At 69.7% G+C, this 15,718-nt stretch carries 17 protein-coding genes and 1 tRNA gene; 8 read left to right on the plus strand and 10 right to left on the minus strand.

From position 1 onward, the window contains the following. Positions 1-24: 24 nt before the first annotated feature. Together ACIGEP_RS13175 and ACIGEP_RS13180 are read left to right on the plus strand one after the other, a co-directional pair. The gene (locus tag ACIGEP_RS13175; protein ID WP_396662090.1) at positions 25-489 is read left to right on the plus strand and encodes a hypothetical protein; all 465 of its coding nucleotides are present in this window, start codon (positions 25-27) and stop codon (positions 487-489) included. Further along, on the plus strand, positions 486-749 hold the full coding sequence (locus tag ACIGEP_RS13180) for a hypothetical protein (RefSeq protein WP_396662091.1): 264 nt from the start codon (positions 486-488) through the stop codon (positions 747-749). Before ACIGEP_RS13175 ends, ACIGEP_RS13180 begins: the two co-directional genes overlap by 4 nt. A gap of 66 nt (positions 750-815) precedes the next feature. Here the strand turns inward: ACIGEP_RS13180 and ACIGEP_RS13185 are convergent. Further along, positions 816-891, minus strand: a tRNA-Thr gene (locus ACIGEP_RS13185). Positions 892-921: 30 nt separating this feature from the next. Further along, positions 922-1,893, minus strand: a complete 972-nt coding sequence (locus tag ACIGEP_RS13190; protein WP_396662093.1) for a DsbA family protein — start codon at positions 1,891-1,893, stop codon at positions 922-924. A gap of 226 nt (positions 1,894-2,119) precedes the next feature. Between ACIGEP_RS13190 and ACIGEP_RS13195 the strand changes: the two genes are divergently transcribed. Next, the gene (locus ACIGEP_RS13195) at positions 2,120-3,223 is read left to right on the plus strand and encodes an ABC transporter ATP-binding protein (RefSeq protein WP_396662094.1); all 1,104 of its coding nucleotides are present in this window, start codon (positions 2,120-2,122) and stop codon (positions 3,221-3,223) included. A gap of 79 nt (positions 3,224-3,302) precedes the next feature. After that, on the plus strand, positions 3,303-4,613 hold the full coding sequence (locus ACIGEP_RS13200; protein WP_396662095.1) for a DUF4032 domain-containing protein: 1,311 nt from the start codon (positions 3,303-3,305) through the stop codon (positions 4,611-4,613). 6 nt (positions 4,614-4,619) lie between these two features. Here the strand turns inward: ACIGEP_RS13200 and ACIGEP_RS13205 are convergent, their stop codons facing one another. The 3 genes from ACIGEP_RS13205 to cysS are packed head-to-tail and all read right to left on the minus strand — an operon-like array spanning position 4,620 to position 7,741. Next, entirely contained in the window at positions 4,620-5,258 is a 639-nt protein-coding gene (locus tag ACIGEP_RS13205) for an NAD(P)-dependent oxidoreductase (protein WP_396662096.1), read from the minus strand. 55 nt (positions 5,259-5,313) lie between these two features. Then, complete coding sequence (gene rlmB / locus ACIGEP_RS13210; RefSeq protein WP_366223239.1) at positions 5,314-6,300, minus strand: 23S rRNA (guanosine(2251)-2'-O)-methyltransferase RlmB; 987 nt, start codon at positions 6,298-6,300, stop codon at positions 5,314-5,316. Continuing rightward, positions 6,293-7,741, minus strand: coding sequence for a cysteine--tRNA ligase (gene cysS, locus ACIGEP_RS13215; protein WP_396662098.1), 1,449 nt, complete (start codon positions 7,739-7,741; stop codon positions 6,293-6,295). The genes rlmB and cysS overlap by 8 nt, the downstream gene beginning before the upstream one ends. A gap of 58 nt (positions 7,742-7,799) precedes the next feature. On the opposite strand from cysS, the gene ACIGEP_RS13220 reads away from it, so the two are divergent. After that, a complete protein-coding gene (locus tag ACIGEP_RS13220; protein WP_396662099.1) occupies positions 7,800-8,726 on the plus strand; it encodes a DMT family transporter in 927 nt (308 codons plus the stop codon). Between the two features lie 18 nt (positions 8,727-8,744). After that, the gene (locus ACIGEP_RS13225; protein ID WP_396662100.1) at positions 8,745-9,212 is read left to right on the plus strand and encodes a GNAT family N-acetyltransferase; all 468 of its coding nucleotides are present in this window, start codon (positions 8,745-8,747) and stop codon (positions 9,210-9,212) included. A 9-nt stretch (positions 9,213-9,221) separates the two neighbouring features. On the opposite strand, the gene ispD is transcribed toward ACIGEP_RS13225, so the two are convergent. The 3 genes from ispD to ACIGEP_RS13240 form a co-directional block, all read right to left on the minus strand. After that, positions 9,222-10,412 (minus strand): 2-C-methyl-D-erythritol 4-phosphate cytidylyltransferase, encoded by a 1,191-nt coding sequence (gene ispD, locus ACIGEP_RS13230; RefSeq protein ID WP_396662101.1) that lies wholly within the window; start codon positions 10,410-10,412, stop codon positions 9,222-9,224. Continuing rightward, complete coding sequence (locus tag ACIGEP_RS13235) at positions 10,409-11,686, minus strand: acyltransferase (RefSeq protein WP_396662102.1); 1,278 nt, start codon at positions 11,684-11,686, stop codon at positions 10,409-10,411. The genes ispD and ACIGEP_RS13235 overlap by 4 nt, the downstream gene beginning before the upstream one ends. Positions 11,687-11,783: 97 nt before the next feature. Continuing rightward, positions 11,784-12,266 (minus strand): CarD family transcriptional regulator, encoded by a 483-nt coding sequence (locus ACIGEP_RS13240; RefSeq protein ID WP_064003134.1) that lies wholly within the window; start codon positions 12,264-12,266, stop codon positions 11,784-11,786. Between the two features lie 134 nt (positions 12,267-12,400). On the opposite strand from ACIGEP_RS13240, the gene ACIGEP_RS13245 reads away from it, so the two are divergent. Next, positions 12,401-12,880, plus strand: a complete 480-nt coding sequence (locus ACIGEP_RS13245) for a DNA modification methylase (RefSeq protein ID WP_396662103.1) — start codon at positions 12,401-12,403, stop codon at positions 12,878-12,880. Between the two features lie 75 nt (positions 12,881-12,955). Here the strand turns inward: ACIGEP_RS13245 and ACIGEP_RS13250 are convergent, their stop codons facing one another. Beyond that, positions 12,956-13,639 carry a response regulator gene (locus ACIGEP_RS13250; protein WP_396662104.1) on the minus strand — a complete coding sequence of 228 codons (684 nt, stop codon included), beginning with the start codon at positions 13,637-13,639 and terminating at the stop codon, positions 12,956-12,958. Next, positions 13,636-14,823: a sensor histidine kinase gene (locus tag ACIGEP_RS13255; RefSeq protein ID WP_396662105.1), complete on the minus strand. Its 1,188-nt coding sequence runs from the start codon at positions 14,821-14,823 to the stop codon at positions 13,636-13,638. The genes ACIGEP_RS13250 and ACIGEP_RS13255 overlap by 4 nt, the downstream gene beginning before the upstream one ends. Before the next feature lie 176 nt (positions 14,824-14,999). On the opposite strand from ACIGEP_RS13255, the gene phoU reads away from it, so the two are divergent. Further along, on the plus strand, positions 15,000-15,671 hold the full coding sequence (gene phoU, locus ACIGEP_RS13260) for a phosphate signaling complex protein PhoU (RefSeq protein ID WP_396662106.1): 672 nt from the start codon (positions 15,000-15,002) through the stop codon (positions 15,669-15,671). The last annotated feature ends 47 nt before the right edge of the window (positions 15,672-15,718 follow it).

Here is a 15,718-nt window from a genome sequence, read left to right on the forward strand (position 1 = left end):
CATCAGCGAACACGGGGCAAGGTCGTGATCGAATCACGCGCCACGTTCAACGTGCCCGACACGCTCGTCGGCCTCGCCGTGATCTGGACGGAGAACGACGGTAGCGTCTCGGCGCGTTGGCAGGACCGACTGAACGGTGTCCCCGCCGAGCGCCGCCGGGTCGCCGCCGCACTGCGCGTGCTCGCAGGCGCGCTCGATCGGCGTGCAGAGGAGGTCGGAGGGCTGACCCGCGCGGATCCGCCGTTCGAGCCGCACCGCGCGCGCGTCACGATCATCCCTGCAGCAGTACGAGCAGAGCTCGATCAGACACAGGAGTGGTGGGAAGCGCGCTACCGGGCGCTCGTCAGCGAGAGGTTCACCATCCCCCCATTCGACCCAGCCGACCACGAGGGCCACGAAGCCGACGAGGTCCGCACCCTGGCCGACTCCGTCGTTCGACGATGCTGCCTGACCTGCCCACCGCCGACACCGATCCCCAAGACCCGATGACTCAACTCACCTACCGCGAGGCCGCCAAGATCGTGCGCCGGTCGCCACGCACGATCCGCTACTGGCGGCAACGCGGCATGCCGATGATCTGGGAGGTCCGGCAAGGCCAGCGGGTCCGCGTCGTCGACCAGGTCGTACTGCTCGCGTGGAGGCGGGAGCGCATGCACAACTGGCCCCCGCACCAGTACCGGATCCGCCTGCAGCTCGCGGAGCTCGCGGCCAACCACGTCCAGATCGAGCCGCCGCAAAACCATGGGTGAACAATGGAGAAGCCCCCGCATCCTCGGAAGGAGCGGGGGCGTTTTCTGCGTCTGATCGGGGCTTGATGGTGCCGGCTACAGGACTTGAACCTGCAACCCCCGTATTACAAGTACGGTGCGCTACCAATTGCGCCAAGCCGGCAGGTGGCCCAGTCTATCCGGGCCGCGGTCGTCACTCCGCCGGCGCGGTCGGCGTCGGCGTCTCGGCGGGAGCGGTCGGCGTGGGCGTCGGGGTCTGCTCGGTGTAGAACTTGTCGCTCGCGCTCGTCAGCACGAACTGCGAGAACTCTGCGGCATCCGTCAAGGCACCCATGTAGGACTGGCCGTTGACGAGGATCATCGGCGTCCCGGTGAGCTCCAGACCGTCAGTGTCGGGGATGCCGGCGATCGCACGCTCCGTGGCATCCTTCGCCCACTCGATGAAGTCGCCGTCCTCGATGCAGGAGCGCAGCTTCTCGGGATCGCTGGCGCCCACGGCCTGCGCGAGGTCGGCGAGTTCGACGTCGGAGAACCCGTCTGTGTCCATCGCGGGCTGGCGCGTGAGGAGTTCCGTGTTGTACGCGAAGAACACGCTCTCGTCGTGCGTCGCGACGCAGGCCGCCGCAGCGGCGGCGCGGAGCGAGTACTTCGTGCCGTTCGACTTCGCGGTGAGCATCGACACGGGGTGGTAGCTGAGCGTCGCGGCTCCCTGATCCACCCATGTCGTGAGCTGGTCGACGTTGGCGAGCTGCCACTCGCGGGCCCCCGGCGAGAGGTAGTCGACGTAGACGCGGATGTCGACGGGAGCAGCGGTGGCGGATGCCGTCGGTGCCGGCGTCGCCGCCTTGTCCGATCCCGGGGTCGCCTCGACGGCGCTCTCGTCGATGACGCCCTGGTCCGCCGAGACGCCCGTGACGTCGCTGACGGCGAAGCCGTCCGAGGTCGCCGTGCTCGGGGTCAGGTCGCGCCCGCCCATAGTCGAGGTGACCGACCACACGACCACCGTCGCCACGGCTGCGACGGCAGCGGTGGCGAGGACGCCCAGCGAGACACGTCGTGCGATGCGTGCGCGCGATTGACGGATGTGGACGCGCTGCGCCTTCTCGCGTACGGCCTCGCGGCGGTCGGTCGCGGATGACGGAGTGTCGCCGGAATCGGTGGACATGAAACCTCGGGAAGATCTGTGGTGGCCGAACGGCCCGGCGCTCGGGGGTGGCGCACGGTCCGATGTTAGCCAGACGCGCTGGAAAAAGGCTGACGAGACCGCATCCCCTCGCACCCCGTGCCCGTGTCATACTGAACACGCACCCGATGGCGGGTGTGCGGGGTCGTCCCCGCTCGCTTCACTACGGATCGTCCGGCACGTACCTGCCGGTGAAGGAGAAGAAACAATGGCGTCCGTCACGTTCGACAACGCAACCCGTCTGTACCCCGGTGGAACCCGCCCCGCGGTCGACAAGCTCAACCTCGAGGTCGCCGACGGCGAATTCCTCGTCCTGGTCGGCCCCTCCGGCTGCGGTAAGTCCACGTCGCTGCGCATGCTCGCCGGCCTCGAAGAGGTCAACTCCGGCTCCATCCGCATCGGCGACCGCGACGTCACCGACGTGCCGCCGAAGGACCGCGACATCGCGATGGTCTTCCAGAACTACGCTCTCTACCCGCACATGACCGTCGCCGAGAACATGGGCTTCGCGCTCAAGATCGCCGGCGTGGGCAAGGAGGAGCGCGCTGCTCGCGTCCTCGAGGCCGCGAAGCTCCTCGACCTCGAGGAGTACCTGACCCGCAAGCCGAAGGCCCTCTCGGGTGGTCAGCGTCAGCGCGTCGCGATGGGTCGCGCGATCGTCCGCCAGCCCCAGGTCTTCCTCATGGACGAGCCGCTGTCGAACCTCGACGCGAAGCTCCGTGTGCAGACCCGTACCCAGATCGCGTCGCTGCAGCGCCGCCTGGGCGTCACCACGGTCTACGTCACGCACGACCAGACCGAGGCGCTCACCATGGGTGACCGCATCGCTGTGCTGAAGGACGGCCTCCTGCAGCAGGTCGGCACCCCGCGCGACCTGTACGAGAAGCCGAACAACGTGTTCGTCGCCGGCTTCATCGGCTCCCCCGCCATGAACCTGTTCCCGGCCGACCTGGCCGAGGGCGGCATCCGCTTCGGTTCCGAGGTCGTCCCCCTCGACCGCGACACGGTGGGCCGTGCCAACGGCAGCCAGGTCACGGTGGGTGTGCGCCCCGAGGACATCGAGGTCGGCCCCGCGGACGGCAAGGGCCTGGCGGTCCAGGTCGACCTGGTCGAGGAGCTCGGCGCCGACGGCTACCTCTACGGTCACGTCGAGATCAACGGCAAGCGCACCGACATCGTCGCGCGTGTCGACGGTCGCAACCACCCGAACGCGGGCGAGACGGTCACCCTGGCCGCCAAGCCGGGTCACGTCCACGCGTTCGACATCGAGTCGGGCGAGCGCCTCAACGACAAGCCGGTCGTCTCGGCCTGATCGTCATCATCAGCAGGACCGCGGCGCGGGAAGGTCTCCGGACCTCCCGCGCCGCGGTGCGTCACCCGGAGGTCACCGCGTGGTCCATTCCCTGAGCATCACCGCCAGCAGCGTCGACGCGGGGCTTCTCGCCCTGCCGTGGTCGACGCCGCTCGGCGAGTGGCCGAGCGACGCGATCGTCTCGCTTCCGAAAGGCCTCTCCCGACATCTCGTGCGCTTCGCGAGCCTGTCGGGCCGAGTCGTCGCGGTCAAAGAGACGACGGCGGAGATGGCCCGTCGGGAGTACGAGATGCTGGGCTCGCTCGGCCGGCTCGACGTCCCGTGCGTCAGCCGCGTCGCCGTGATCGACGGGCGGCGCACCCCCAAGGGCGAACCGCTTCCCGCCGCCCTCGTGACCGCGCACCTGCGCTTCTCGCTTCCGTACCGCGCGCTGTTCACGCAGGTGCTCCGCCCCGACACCGCCACGCGTCTGGTCGACGCCCTGGCGGCGCTGCTCGTCCGGCTCCACAACGTCGGCTTCTTCTGGGGTGACGTCTCGCTCTCGAACACGCTGTTCCGACGGGATGCCGGGGCGTTCGCCGCGTACCTGGTGGATGCCGAGACGGGCGAACTCCACGAGGGCGGCCTGACCCGCGGTCAGCGCGAGCACGACCTCGACGTCGCGCGCACGAACATCGCCGGCGAGATCATGGACCTCGAAGCGGGCGGGCGCCTCGAGGGCGGCGTCGATGCCGTCGCGATCGCCGACGGCATCATGTCGTCCTACCGATCGCTGTGGAGCGCCCTGACGGAGACCGAGACGTTCGCGGCGAACGAGACCTGGCGCATCACCGAGCGGGTGCAGCGGTTGAACGGCCTCGGCTTCGACATCGGCGAGATGTCGATCGACGAGACCGCCGACGGCACGAAGGTGCTCATCCAGCCGAAGGTGGTGGATGCCGGCCACCACCAGCGCCGCCTCCTGCGCCTGACGGGCCTCGACGTCGAAGAGAACCAGGCGCGCCGTCTGCTCAACGACATGGACGAGTTCGCCGCCCGTGTCTCACGGCTGGGCAGCGACGAGGAGATGGTCGCGCACGAGTGGCTCACCCGCGTCTTCGAGCCGGTGGTCAAGGCGATCCCGTGGGAGCTGCGCAGCAAGCTCGAGCCCGCCGAGGTGTTCCATCAGGTGCTCGAGCACCGGTGGTACATGTCTCAGGCGCGCGGTCGGTCGATCCCGATCGCGGAGGTGCTGTCGTCCTACATCGATGACGTGCTCCGCCACCGGCGTGACGAGGCGACCGTCATGGGACCGCCGACGGAGACCATGGCGGTCCCGGTCGTGACGGCCGACCTGCCGCTCCCCGACGAGGACGAGGACGATCAGGTGGACTGGCGAGACCTCGTCTGAGCGGGCTCAGTAGCCGACGGTGAACCGCTCGTTGCGGTGCTTCGGCGATTCGATCTCATCCAGCACCGCGATCGCGAAGTCGGCGCCCGAGATGAAGGACTCGCCGTTGTCGTCGGTGACGATGACGTCACCGCCGTCGCGGTACGAGCCGGTCCGCTCCCCCGGTGCCCACGCACCGAATCCGCCGGCGGGGTGGATGTAGAACCATTCCCGACCGGTGGTGTCGGCCTGCAGGTCCTCGAGGATTCCGATGGCCTCCATCGCCTCGGGCTTGATCTCCTCGGGGAAGCCGCTGTCGATGACGCGGGGACCGCCGGGCGCGACCAGGCTTCCGCCGGCGCCGCCGATGACGCCGACCCGCACGGACAGGGGGAGTTCGCGGATGACCTCGGTGACGGCATCCCGCATCTTGCCGACCATGTCGCCGCGCGGGGACGTCGCGAACACGACGACCTCGACACCCTGCAGCTCGGCGACGAGCGCGGGCGCGTCGAGGAGGGTGCCCTCGACGTAGGTCGCACCGTCGACGCGGTCCGCCGGCACCTTGCGGGCGACCGAGACGACGGTGTGGCCGCGGCTGACGGCCTCGGCGACGATGTGGCTTCCGGCGTAGCCGGTGCCACCGATCACGGCGATACGGGTCATGGGGTGTCCTTTCGCTGTCGGTGCCAGTCTGGCGCGAGAACCTATGGCCGGGCTATCACTCCGATGCCGCGCGCAGGGTCGCGACCTGGTAGAGGGCGACGGATGCCGCGATGCCGGCGTTCAGGGACTCGGTCGCCGCGTTGATCGGGATCGACACGATCTGGTCGCAGGTCTCGGTGACCAGGCGCGAGAGCCCTTTGCCCTCGGACCCGACCACGATGACGACGGGACGGTCGGCGAGCTGCAGGGCGGGCAGCGAGACGTCGCCCCCGCCGTCCAGCCCGAGGATGAACACGCCCTGCTTCTTGAACTCCTTGAGCGTGGTCGTCAGGTTCGGGGCGATCGAGACGGGGATGCGGGCGGCCGCGCCCGCGCTCGTCTTCCACGCCGCCGAATTGACGCCTGCGGAGCGGCGCTGGGGCAGGATGATCGCCTGACCGCCGAACGCGGCCGTCGACCGGATGATCGCGCCGAGATTGCGGGGGTCGGTCACTCCGTCGAGCGCGACGAAAAGAGGAAGCTGACCGCGATCGATGACCTGCTCGAGCAGATCCTGCGGGTGGGCGTACTCGTAGGGCGGCACCTTGAGCGCGACCCCCTGGTGCACGCCGTCGAAACCGGCCATGCGGTCGAGCTCCTGGCGGGTGACCTCGAGGACCGGGATGTCGCGGTTCGTCGCGATCGAGAGCATCTCCTTGACGCGGTCGTCCATCTCCACGCGCTGCGCGATGTAGAACGCCGTCGCGGGGATCTTCGCGCGGAGAGCCTCGAGCACGCTGTTGCGCCCGGTGACCGTCTCGGTGTCGTCGCCGGACTTCGCCTTGGGCGCGCGCCCCCCGGTGGTCTGCCGGATCTGCGGCTTGCCACCGGCGGCGACGAAGCGCTCCTTGGCGGCCTTGCGCTTGCCGGCGGGGTGCCAGGCGCGATCCTCGGCCTTGGGGGTCGGGCCGCGCCCTTCGAGCGAGCGCTTGTTCTTGCCGCCGGATCCCTTGGTGGGACCCTTCTTGCCGCGTCCGGCGGACGGGTTGCCTGGCTTAGCCATTGTTCAAACTCCAATGGGTCCCCTCGGGACCGTCTTCGAGGACGACACCTGCCGCCGCGATCGCGTCGCGGATCCGGTCGGCTGTCGCCCAGTCCTTGGTCGCGCGGGCCTCCGCGCGCTGGTCGATCATGGTGGTGACGAGGCGATCGAGCGCTGCCGAGACGACTCCGTCACCGTCGCCCTTCCACTGCGTCGAGGTCGGGTCGATGCCCAGGATGCTCGTCATCTCTCGGACCTGCCATGCCGAGATCCACGCGTGCTCGTCGTCATCCGCATCGATGGCGGCGTTACCGCGACGCACGGTCTCGTGGATGACGGCGAGCGCCTGCGGGACCGAAAGGTCGTCGTCCATCGCGTCCGCGAAGTCCGCAGGGATGACGAACACGTCCTCACTGTCGGTGTCCGACCCGGAAGTGTCCTGAGGAGGCTCCGCCGCCCAGATGAACGGGCTGGGGCGTCGTGCTGCGCGCTCGAGGAACGAGCGGATGCGGCCGAGCGCGGCATCCGCTTCGGCGAACGTCGACGGTGACAGGCCGAGGTTCGAGCGGTAGTGGGCGGCGAGCAACGCGTAGCGCACCACCAACGGGTCGTACTCGGCGAGCACGTCGTGGGCGAGGAGGAAGTTGCCGAGCGACTTCGACATCTTCTGATCCCCGACGGTCACGAGCCCGTTGTGCACCCAGTAGCGGGCGAACGCGTCGCCGGCCGCGGTCGACTGCGCGAGCTCGTTCTCGTGGTGCGGGAAGCGCAGGTCGAGTCCGCCGCCGTGGATGTCGAACTCGGGACCGAGGTAGCGCCGGCTCATCGCCGAGCACTCGATGTGCCAGCCGGGGCGACCGGCGCCCCACGGCGAGGTCCAGGAGGCATCCGCCGGTTCGCCGTCCTTCGCACCCTTCCAGAGCGCGAAGTCGCGGGGGTCGCGTTTGCCGCGCGGATCCGCATCGGGGGCGGACTCCATGGCGTCGACGGACTGGCGCGTGAGAGACCCGTACTGCGGCCACGACCGCACATCGAAGTACACATCGCCGGCTGCGGCGTACGCGTGGCCGGCCTCGATCAGGCGCTCGATGAGCTCCTGCATCTGCGGGATGGACGCCGTCGCGCGGGGCTCGTACGTCGGGGGAAGGATGCCGACCGCGGCATACGCGCGCGAGAACTCGAGCTCCATCCGATACGCCAGCGCCCACCACGGCTCGGCATCGGTCGCGTTGGCGAGGACCTTGTCGTCGATGTCGGTGACGTTGCGGACGAAGGTCACTCGACCGAACCGGTGGGTGAGCCACCGGCGGAGGACGTCGAAGCTGAGGGCGGCGCGGACATGGCCGATATGCGGACCCGACTGCACGGTCGGACCGCAGACGTACATCGTGACGTTCTCGGGGTCGGCGGGCGCGAAGTCGCGCAGCGCCTGAGCCTGGGAGTCGTAGAGCCGAACCGTCACCGGTCCATGCTACCGGCGGGTGGCCGGGGCACCCGCGTCGAGACGGTAGAAAGGACGGGTGCTGCATCTGCTCGCCGTCCTCGCCGCCGCGCGGCTGTTCGGGACGACGGGCACCGCCAACGCCCTCGGCCCCGACGACGCCTCGACACTCTCCGTCGGCGTCGCGCGGATGGTGATCGGCGGCATCGGACTCGCGGCTCTCGCCTTCAGCCTCGCCGCGCGTCACCGTCGGCGTTCACCCGAGCGGGCGCGCCCCGCCCTCACGTGGCGGCCGCTCGCGCTCATGGCCGTGACGGGCGTCGCGATCAGCCTCTACCAACCCCTCTTCTTCCTCGGCACCGAGACGAACGGTGTCGCGGTGAGCACCGTCATCGCGCTGGGATCGGCCCCGGTCCTGGCCGGCATCCTCGAGTGGTTGATCTCGCGGCGGGTGCCCTCGTGGCTGTGGATCGCGGCGACCGCTCTGGCCGCGGCGGGTGTGGTGCTGCTCGGGTTCGGCGGCGGCTCGGGTACCGGAGGCGTCGACGGCGCCGGACTCGCAGCCGCCGTCGGGGCGGGCGCCTGCTTCGCTGTCATCGCGAACGCGCAGCGCCGGCTGCTCGACCAGGGGTGGGACGCCTTCACCGTGGTCGGTTCGATGGGCGTGGGCTCCGCGGTCCTGTGTGCCGCGGCCGTTCCGTTCGTCGACCTGAGCTGGATCGTCACGCCGGGCGGGCTCGCGATGGCGCTCTGGCTCGGTCTTGCGACGATCTCCCTCGCCTACGTCCTGTTCACGTGGGGGCTGCAGGGTCTGACGGCGGCGACGGCGGCGACCCTGACGCTCGGCGAGCCGCTCACCGCGACGGTTCTCGGCGTCACGGTGCTGGGAGAGGCCCTCTCCCCTCTCGCCGTCGCGGGTCTCGTGGTCCTCGCCGCCGGGCTCGTGACGCTCGCCTGGGGATCCCGGCGTCCCCGCGACCCCGCCCCCTTCGCCCTGGAGGCCTGATTCGCCGTGGAGCCTGCCATGACCTCTCCCCTCGACATCCGCGTCGACGACCTCACGGGTCCCGCCAGTGTCGGTCTCGTGCGACAACACCTCGCCGGAATGCACGCGCAGACCCCCGCCGAGAGCGTGCACGCCCTCGACGTGGCGGCGCTGCGGCATCCGTCGATCACCGTGTGGTCCGCCTGGCGGAACGGCGAGATCGCCGGGATCGGCGCCCTCGCGCGGCTCGGGGAAGAAGACGGCGAACTGAAGTCGATGCGGGTCGTCGACGCGCAGCTCGGCACGGGTGTGGGGCGCGCGATGCTGCGCCACATCGTCGAAGCGGCGCGTCGGGACGGCCTTGCCCGCCTGTGGCTGGAGACCGGCTCAGATGCCGCGTTCCTGGCGGCGCGCACGCTGTACGCCAGCGAGGGGTTCGTCGAGTGCGAGCCGTTCGGGAGTTACCTGCCCGACCCGGCGTCGACCTTCATGACGCGCGCGCTCTGACCGGTCGGATCAGGCGGGGACGACGACGGCGACGGCGAAGGCTGCGACGCCGTCCCCCGTGCCCGTGAACCCGAGGCCGTCCGTCGTCGTCGCCGAGACCGACACGGGCGCACCGAGCGCCTCGGACAGCACGCGCTCCGCCTCCGTGCGGCGAGCCGCGAACCGGGGCCGGTTCGCCTGGACCTGCACACTGACGTTACCGATGCGCCAGCCCGCCTCGTCGGCGAGGGCGCGTGTACGCGCCAAGAAGGCCACGGCGTGCGCGCCGGCGTACTCGGGCTGATCCGTGCCGAAGTGCGTGCCGATGTCGCCGAGACCCGCGGCGGCGAGGATCGCGTCGACGATCGCGTGCGCGACGGCATCCCCGTCGGAGTGCCCTTGCAGCCCCCGCTCCCCCGGCCATTCGAGGCCAGCCAACCAGAGTGTGCCCTCGCCGCCGAAGGCGTGGACGTCGGTTCCGACGCCGACCCGCGGGATCGCCGCCGCGACGGGGGACGTGGCGACTGGGAGCGGGGTCACGAGTCCCCGCGCGCGGTCGAGGTCGGCGGCCGTCGTGATCTTGAACGCACGCTCGTCACCGGACACCGTGCGCACGACGGTCCCCGCCTCCTGCAGCAGGGCGGCATCGTCGGTGTGGTCGGCTGCGGCATCCCGGTACGCGGCATCGAGCACGGCACGGCGGAAGCCCTGCGGGGTCTGCGCCGCGGCGAGGACCGACCGGTCGACGGGAGCGACGACCGTGTCGGCATCGACGTGTTTAAGGGTGTCGACGACGGGGAGGACGGGGATGACGGCGTCAGATCCCGCGGCCACGGCGTCGATCACGCGGGCGAACACCTCGGGCGGGGTCAGTGCGCGGGCGGCGTCGTGCACGAGGACGATCTCGACGTCGGGCCAGACCGCGGCGAGCCCCGCGGACACCGAGGCCTGCCGAGTCGCTCCGCCGGCGACGACCGAGACCAGGTCGACACGGTCGCCGGCGGCTTGGTGCGCCTCGGTCTTCGCGTCGCCGACCCGGTCTTCGGGGGCGACGACGATGACCTGCGCCTGCGGTGCCGCGAACACGCCGTGCAGCGCGTGGCGGAGGATCGTGTGCGCGTCGATCCCCACGAAGGCCTTTGGCGCCTCGGCGCCCAGTCGCTGCCCCGACCCCGCGGCGACGACGATGACGGCAACGCGGGGAACGGGGATGAGACTCATGCCTCCGAGCGTACCGAGGCGCGCGCCGGCGGGCGGCGCCGCAGGAGGAACACCGCGGCCGCGAGGAGGACGGCCCCGGCGGCGGCGATCGGCAGGTCGAGGAACCACTCCATGACCGCGAACGGCGGCACGAAGGCGCAGATCCATGCCACGGCGACGACGACCCGCGAGGGCGTCGGTCCGAGTGTGCCGAGGGCCTCCCAGCGCGCGATCGCGAGCGACAGGGCGAGCAGCACGCCGAGCACGACCACGAAGAGGATCGGACGCGACCACCACCACGCCTCCGACGCCGGTGTCGGCGCGGCTACCGGGATCAGCAGGCTGAGCCCGGTCAGCGCGAGCATGACCGGCAGATGCCAGAGGTAGATCGTCATGAGCCTCGACCCGAGCACGAAGACGATCCCCTGCATCACTCGGAGCGCCATCAGGCGCGACAGCGCGGGCTTGAGCAGGCGCAGCAGACATGCTTGCGCGATGCCGAGGACCACGAGCGGCACGGTCGGAGGATTGAGGTTGCCCAGCATGCTCGTCGAGTACGGTCCGACCGACGTCAGCGGCCAGAGGAGCAGGTAGCACGCCGCCGCGATGCCGAGCAGGGTGAGCGGATGCCGCCGGTCGAACCATCCGTCGGCGTACCAGAACCCGAACTGCTGCACGAGCGGCCAGACGAAGAGCAGGTTCAGCAGACCGAGCTCCTCGACGCCTGTGGCGAACCGCGCGCCGTCGACCAGGACGACACCCAGCGCCAGGACGACGAGTGTCGCGACAGGACGGCGCGCGTGGCAGGCGGCCAGGAACGGGACGGCGGCCTGACAGAGGAGGTACGCCGCGAGGAACCACAGCGGCGAACCCGCACCCACCGCGGCATCCGACACGAGTTGCTCGGGCAGACCCGCCGCCGTCGCCGCGCCGAGGACGACCGCGAAGAACACGAAGAGCGGCAGCGCGGGCTGTGCAAGGCGGAGCGTGCGGGTGCGGATGAAGCCCGCGGCATCACCACCCTTCGTCGTCCACGACCGCCAGCCCGTCGCCGCAGCGAACCCGCCCACGACGAAGAACAGCGGCATGATCTGGCCGACCCATGTCGCGGCGTCGAACCACGGCTGCTCCTCAGCGGGCCGCGAAGCGACGAGTGCACCGTCGGGTCCGGGCCCGATGCCCACCTGCACGAGGTGGACGACGATGACGAACAGGACGCAGACGACCCGGGCGAGGTCGAGCGTGAGATCCCGACGGGAGAGGTCGACGACGGCGGGTGCGGCGCGAGTGGTCACGGCCACATCATGGCGTGCACGTCGGATGCCCGCACGCCTCACACCCCGCAGACAACGAAGAACGGCCGGCTGGGTAGCCGGCCGTTCTCTCGATGTCTCAGGAGGCGAGGACCTCGTCGAGGACGCTGGACGCCTTGTCCTCATCGGCCTTCAGGGCCAGAGCGATCTCGGAGATGAGGATCTGCCGCGCCTTCGCGAGCATCCGCTTCTCACCGGCCGACAGGCCGCGGTCCTGGTCACGGCGCCAGAGGTCGCGCACGACCTCACTCACCTTGATGACGTCGCCCGACGCGAGCTTCTCGAGGTTCGCCTTGTAGCGACGCGACCAGTTGGTCGGCTCCTCGGTGAAGGGTGCGCGCAGCACATCGAAGACCTTCTCGAGCCCGTCCTTGCCGATCACGTCGCGGACGCCCACGAGATCGACGTTGTCCGCGGGAACCTCGATGATGAGATCGCCCTGCGTGACGTTGAGCTTCAGGTATTTCTTCGTCTCTCCTTTGATGACGCGATCCTTGACCTCGATGATGGTCGCAGCGCCATGGTGCGGATAGACGACGGTTTCGCCAACCTCAAAAAGCATGCAGTTGTGTCCTTTCGGCAACCTCCAGAATACCACAGGCGATATACGCTAGAGTTCGCCGCCCTCCCCGCCCGGCCCCGTCGCCTCGACCCCATAGGATGAGGGAGTCGCCGTTCGTGTCATCTGGAGGATCCGTGAAATCGCGTCTCATCGCGTCCCTGGCCCTGGGAGCCGCCGTCGTTCTGGGAACGACCGGCTGCAACATGCTCGCCCCGCAGGCGACGACGATCCAGTACTCGGCATCCGACGGTGTCAACGTCCCCGACTCCGGCCCTCTGCTGGTCCGTAACGCGATGATCATCGCGAACGAGGACGGCAGCCTCGGCAACCTGATCGCCGGCATCGTGAACAACACCGACGAGGACCTGGTCCTCAACGTCTCGATCGCCGACCAGCCGCAGCGTGTCAACGTGCCGGCCAACAGCACCGTCAGCCTCGGGGTGACGACCGCACCGCTCACCTTCGACGACACCGGCAAGCCGGGCTCCGACGTCGACGCGTCCTTCCAGTCGGGCGAAGGCGAAGGCGTCCGTGTCGCCGTCCCGATCCTCGACGGGACGCTCCCCTACTACACGGAGTTCGTGCCGACCCCCGCGGCGACGCCGGCTGGCTGACTTCTCCGACGACGACGAAGGCCCCCACCGCGCGGTGGGGGCCTTCGTCGTCCCGGGGCCTCGTTGGCGCGCGACTCAGGCCTCGAAGCGGTAGCCGAGTCCACGCACCGTGAGCAGCATGACCGGCTCGCTCGGGTTCGTCTCGATGCGCGACCGGATGCGCTTGATGTGCACGTCGAGCGTCTTGGTGTCGCCGAAATAGTCGCTGCCCCACACCCGATCGATGAGCTGCCCGCGTGTGAGCACCCGGCCCGCGTTGCGCATGAGCAGTTCGAGCAGCTCGAACTCCTTGAGCGGCATGGAGATCTCCTTGCCCTCGACGGAGACGGTGTGGCGGTCGATGTCGAGGGTGACGCGTCCGCCCTGGATGATCCGGTCGTCGACATCCAGCTCGTCGGTGTCGGCTCGGCGCAGCACCGCACGCATGCGGGCGAGCAGCTCGCGCGAGGAGTAGGGCTTGGTGATGTAGTCGTCGGCACCGAGCTCGAGCCCCACGACGATGTCGACCTCGCTGTCCTTCGCCGTCAGCATGATGATCGGCACCTTCGAGGTCTGTCGGATCACCCGGCACACCTCGGTGCCCGGCATCCCGGGCAGCATGAGGTCGAGCAGGACGATGTCGGCGCCCCGCGAGGTGAAGGCGTCGAGGGCGACGCCGCCGTCCTCGGCGATCTCGACCTCGAACCCCTCTCGGCGCAACAGGTACGCGAGGGGATCGGCGAGGTCGGGTTCGTCTTCGACGATCAGGACTCGGGTCATGAGACTTTCCTTCGGCTGGGCGCCTTCGCGCCGATCTTCTTCTTCTTGGGCTTACGGGGTGTGGAGGTGTCGACGGTGACGAGCGGAAGGCGGATCGTGAACGTCGACCCCCGCCCCGGACGGGACCACAGGTCGACCGACCCGCCGTGTCGCTGTACGGCGTGCTTGACGATCGCGAGGCCGAGTCCCGTGCCGCCGGTGCGGCGTGAGCGCGCCTGGTCCGCACGATAGAAGCGCTCGAAGATGCGCTGCTGGTCGTCTTCGGGGATGCCGATGCCGTGATCGGCCACCGCGATCTCGACCGCGCCGTCCGCCTCGCGTACGCCCACACCCACCTGGGCGCCGGCGGGCGAGTACGCGATGGCGTTGGCGAGGAGGTTGCTGACCGCTTCGACGAGGATCTGACGGTCGCCGCGGACGAACAGGCCGCGGTCGCCGCCGCGGGCGACGGTGATATCGGCCGACTCGGCGGTCACGGCGAGCGACTCGATCGCCGAGCGCACCACCTCGTCGACGGACACGTCGCGCATCTCGGCGATCTCATCGGCGGATTGCAGACGAGACAGGTTCATGATCCGCGAGGTCAGCTGGCCGAGCCGCGTCGCCTCGGCGCTCAGCCGACGCACGAAGTGGCGGACCTGATCGGGATCGTCGGCGGCCGACTCGATCGCCTCGGCGAGCAGGGTGACGGCGCCGACGGGCGTCTTGAGCTCGTGCGAGGTGTTCGAGACGAAGTCGCGTCGCATCTGCTCGACGCGCTCGCGCTCGGTGATGTCGCGGATGACGACGAGCGTGAGGCGCGGGGTGATGACACTGGCGCGGGCCGCCACGACGCGCGGTTCGACACCGCGGTTCAGAGTCATGTTCTCCGTCGCCGGAACGCCCGTCTGACGCGCGCTGCGCACGAGGACGCGGAGGCGGTCGGCGTCGAGGCTCTCCCCCACGCGGAGCGAGAAGACCTCCGCCGTCGCGGACGCCGCCAGCACGAGCATCGACGGATCGACGACCACGGCAGCGTCGTCCATGGCTTGCAGGACGGATGCCGTGCCCTCGGGCAGCTCGGTCGACGTGACCAGCCGGGTGCGCTCGCGCGACCGAGCCGCGTAGAACACGAGTGCGGCCGCACCGCCGCCCACGAGCAGGCCCACGACGAGCGCCAGCAGCTCGAGCTGCGTCGAATCCATGTCCCCAGCGTAGGGTGGGCGCACCCCCGCAATCGGACGGATATCGGCCCGTATGTCGGTCACCGCCGAGTGTTCACCGTGTCGGCACCGACCGTTAACCTGAGCGCGGGAGGATCGCCGAGGTCTTTGCGCGACAGTCGCGCCCCTTACCCGCCCGCACGAAGAGAAGGTGCTCCATGCGCGAAGTTTTCCATCAGTCCCTCGAGGACGTGCAGACCCGTCTCGTCGAGATCTCCGAGCTCGTGACCGTCGCGATCGAGAAGGCGACCCGTGCCTTCGCCACGAGCGACGTCGCCCTCGCCGAGGACGTCATCGACAACGATCAGGTGATCGACGACAAGGCGATCGAGCTCGACGAGCTCGCCATCGAGATCCTCGCCCGCCAGCAGCCCGTCGCGCGCGACCTGCGCATCGTCGTCGCCGCCCTGCGCGTGAGCGCCTCACTCGAGCGCATGGGCGACATCGCCGAGCACATCGCGCAGCTGACGCGCATGCGCTTCCCCGAGCGTGCCGTGCCCAAGGGCCTGAAGAACACGTTCACGAAGATGGGCGAGATCGACACCGAGGTCGCCCGTACGCTGGCCGACCTGCTGCGGACCGAGGATCTCTCGCTCGTGAACCGTCTGCACGAGCTCGACGACCAGCTCGACGCGCTGCACCTCGCGGTGTTCGAGAAGGTCCTCAGCGACAACTGGCAGGGCGAGGCATCCGCCACCGTCGACGCCACCCTCGCCTCCCGCTACCACGAGCGATTCGGCGACCACGCCCTGTCGGTCGCCAAGAAGGTCTCGTACCTCGCGACCGGCACCTGGGCCGCCGACCCCGAGGGCGTCGACCTCGAGGTCTGACCGCCCGAACGACGAAGAGCGGATGCTGCGAGGCATCCGCTCTTCGT

The sequence above is a fragment of the Microbacterium sp. NPDC077663 genome (assembly GCF_044542795.1).
Classification (GTDB): Bacteria; Actinomycetota; Actinomycetes; order Actinomycetales; family Microbacteriaceae; genus Microbacterium.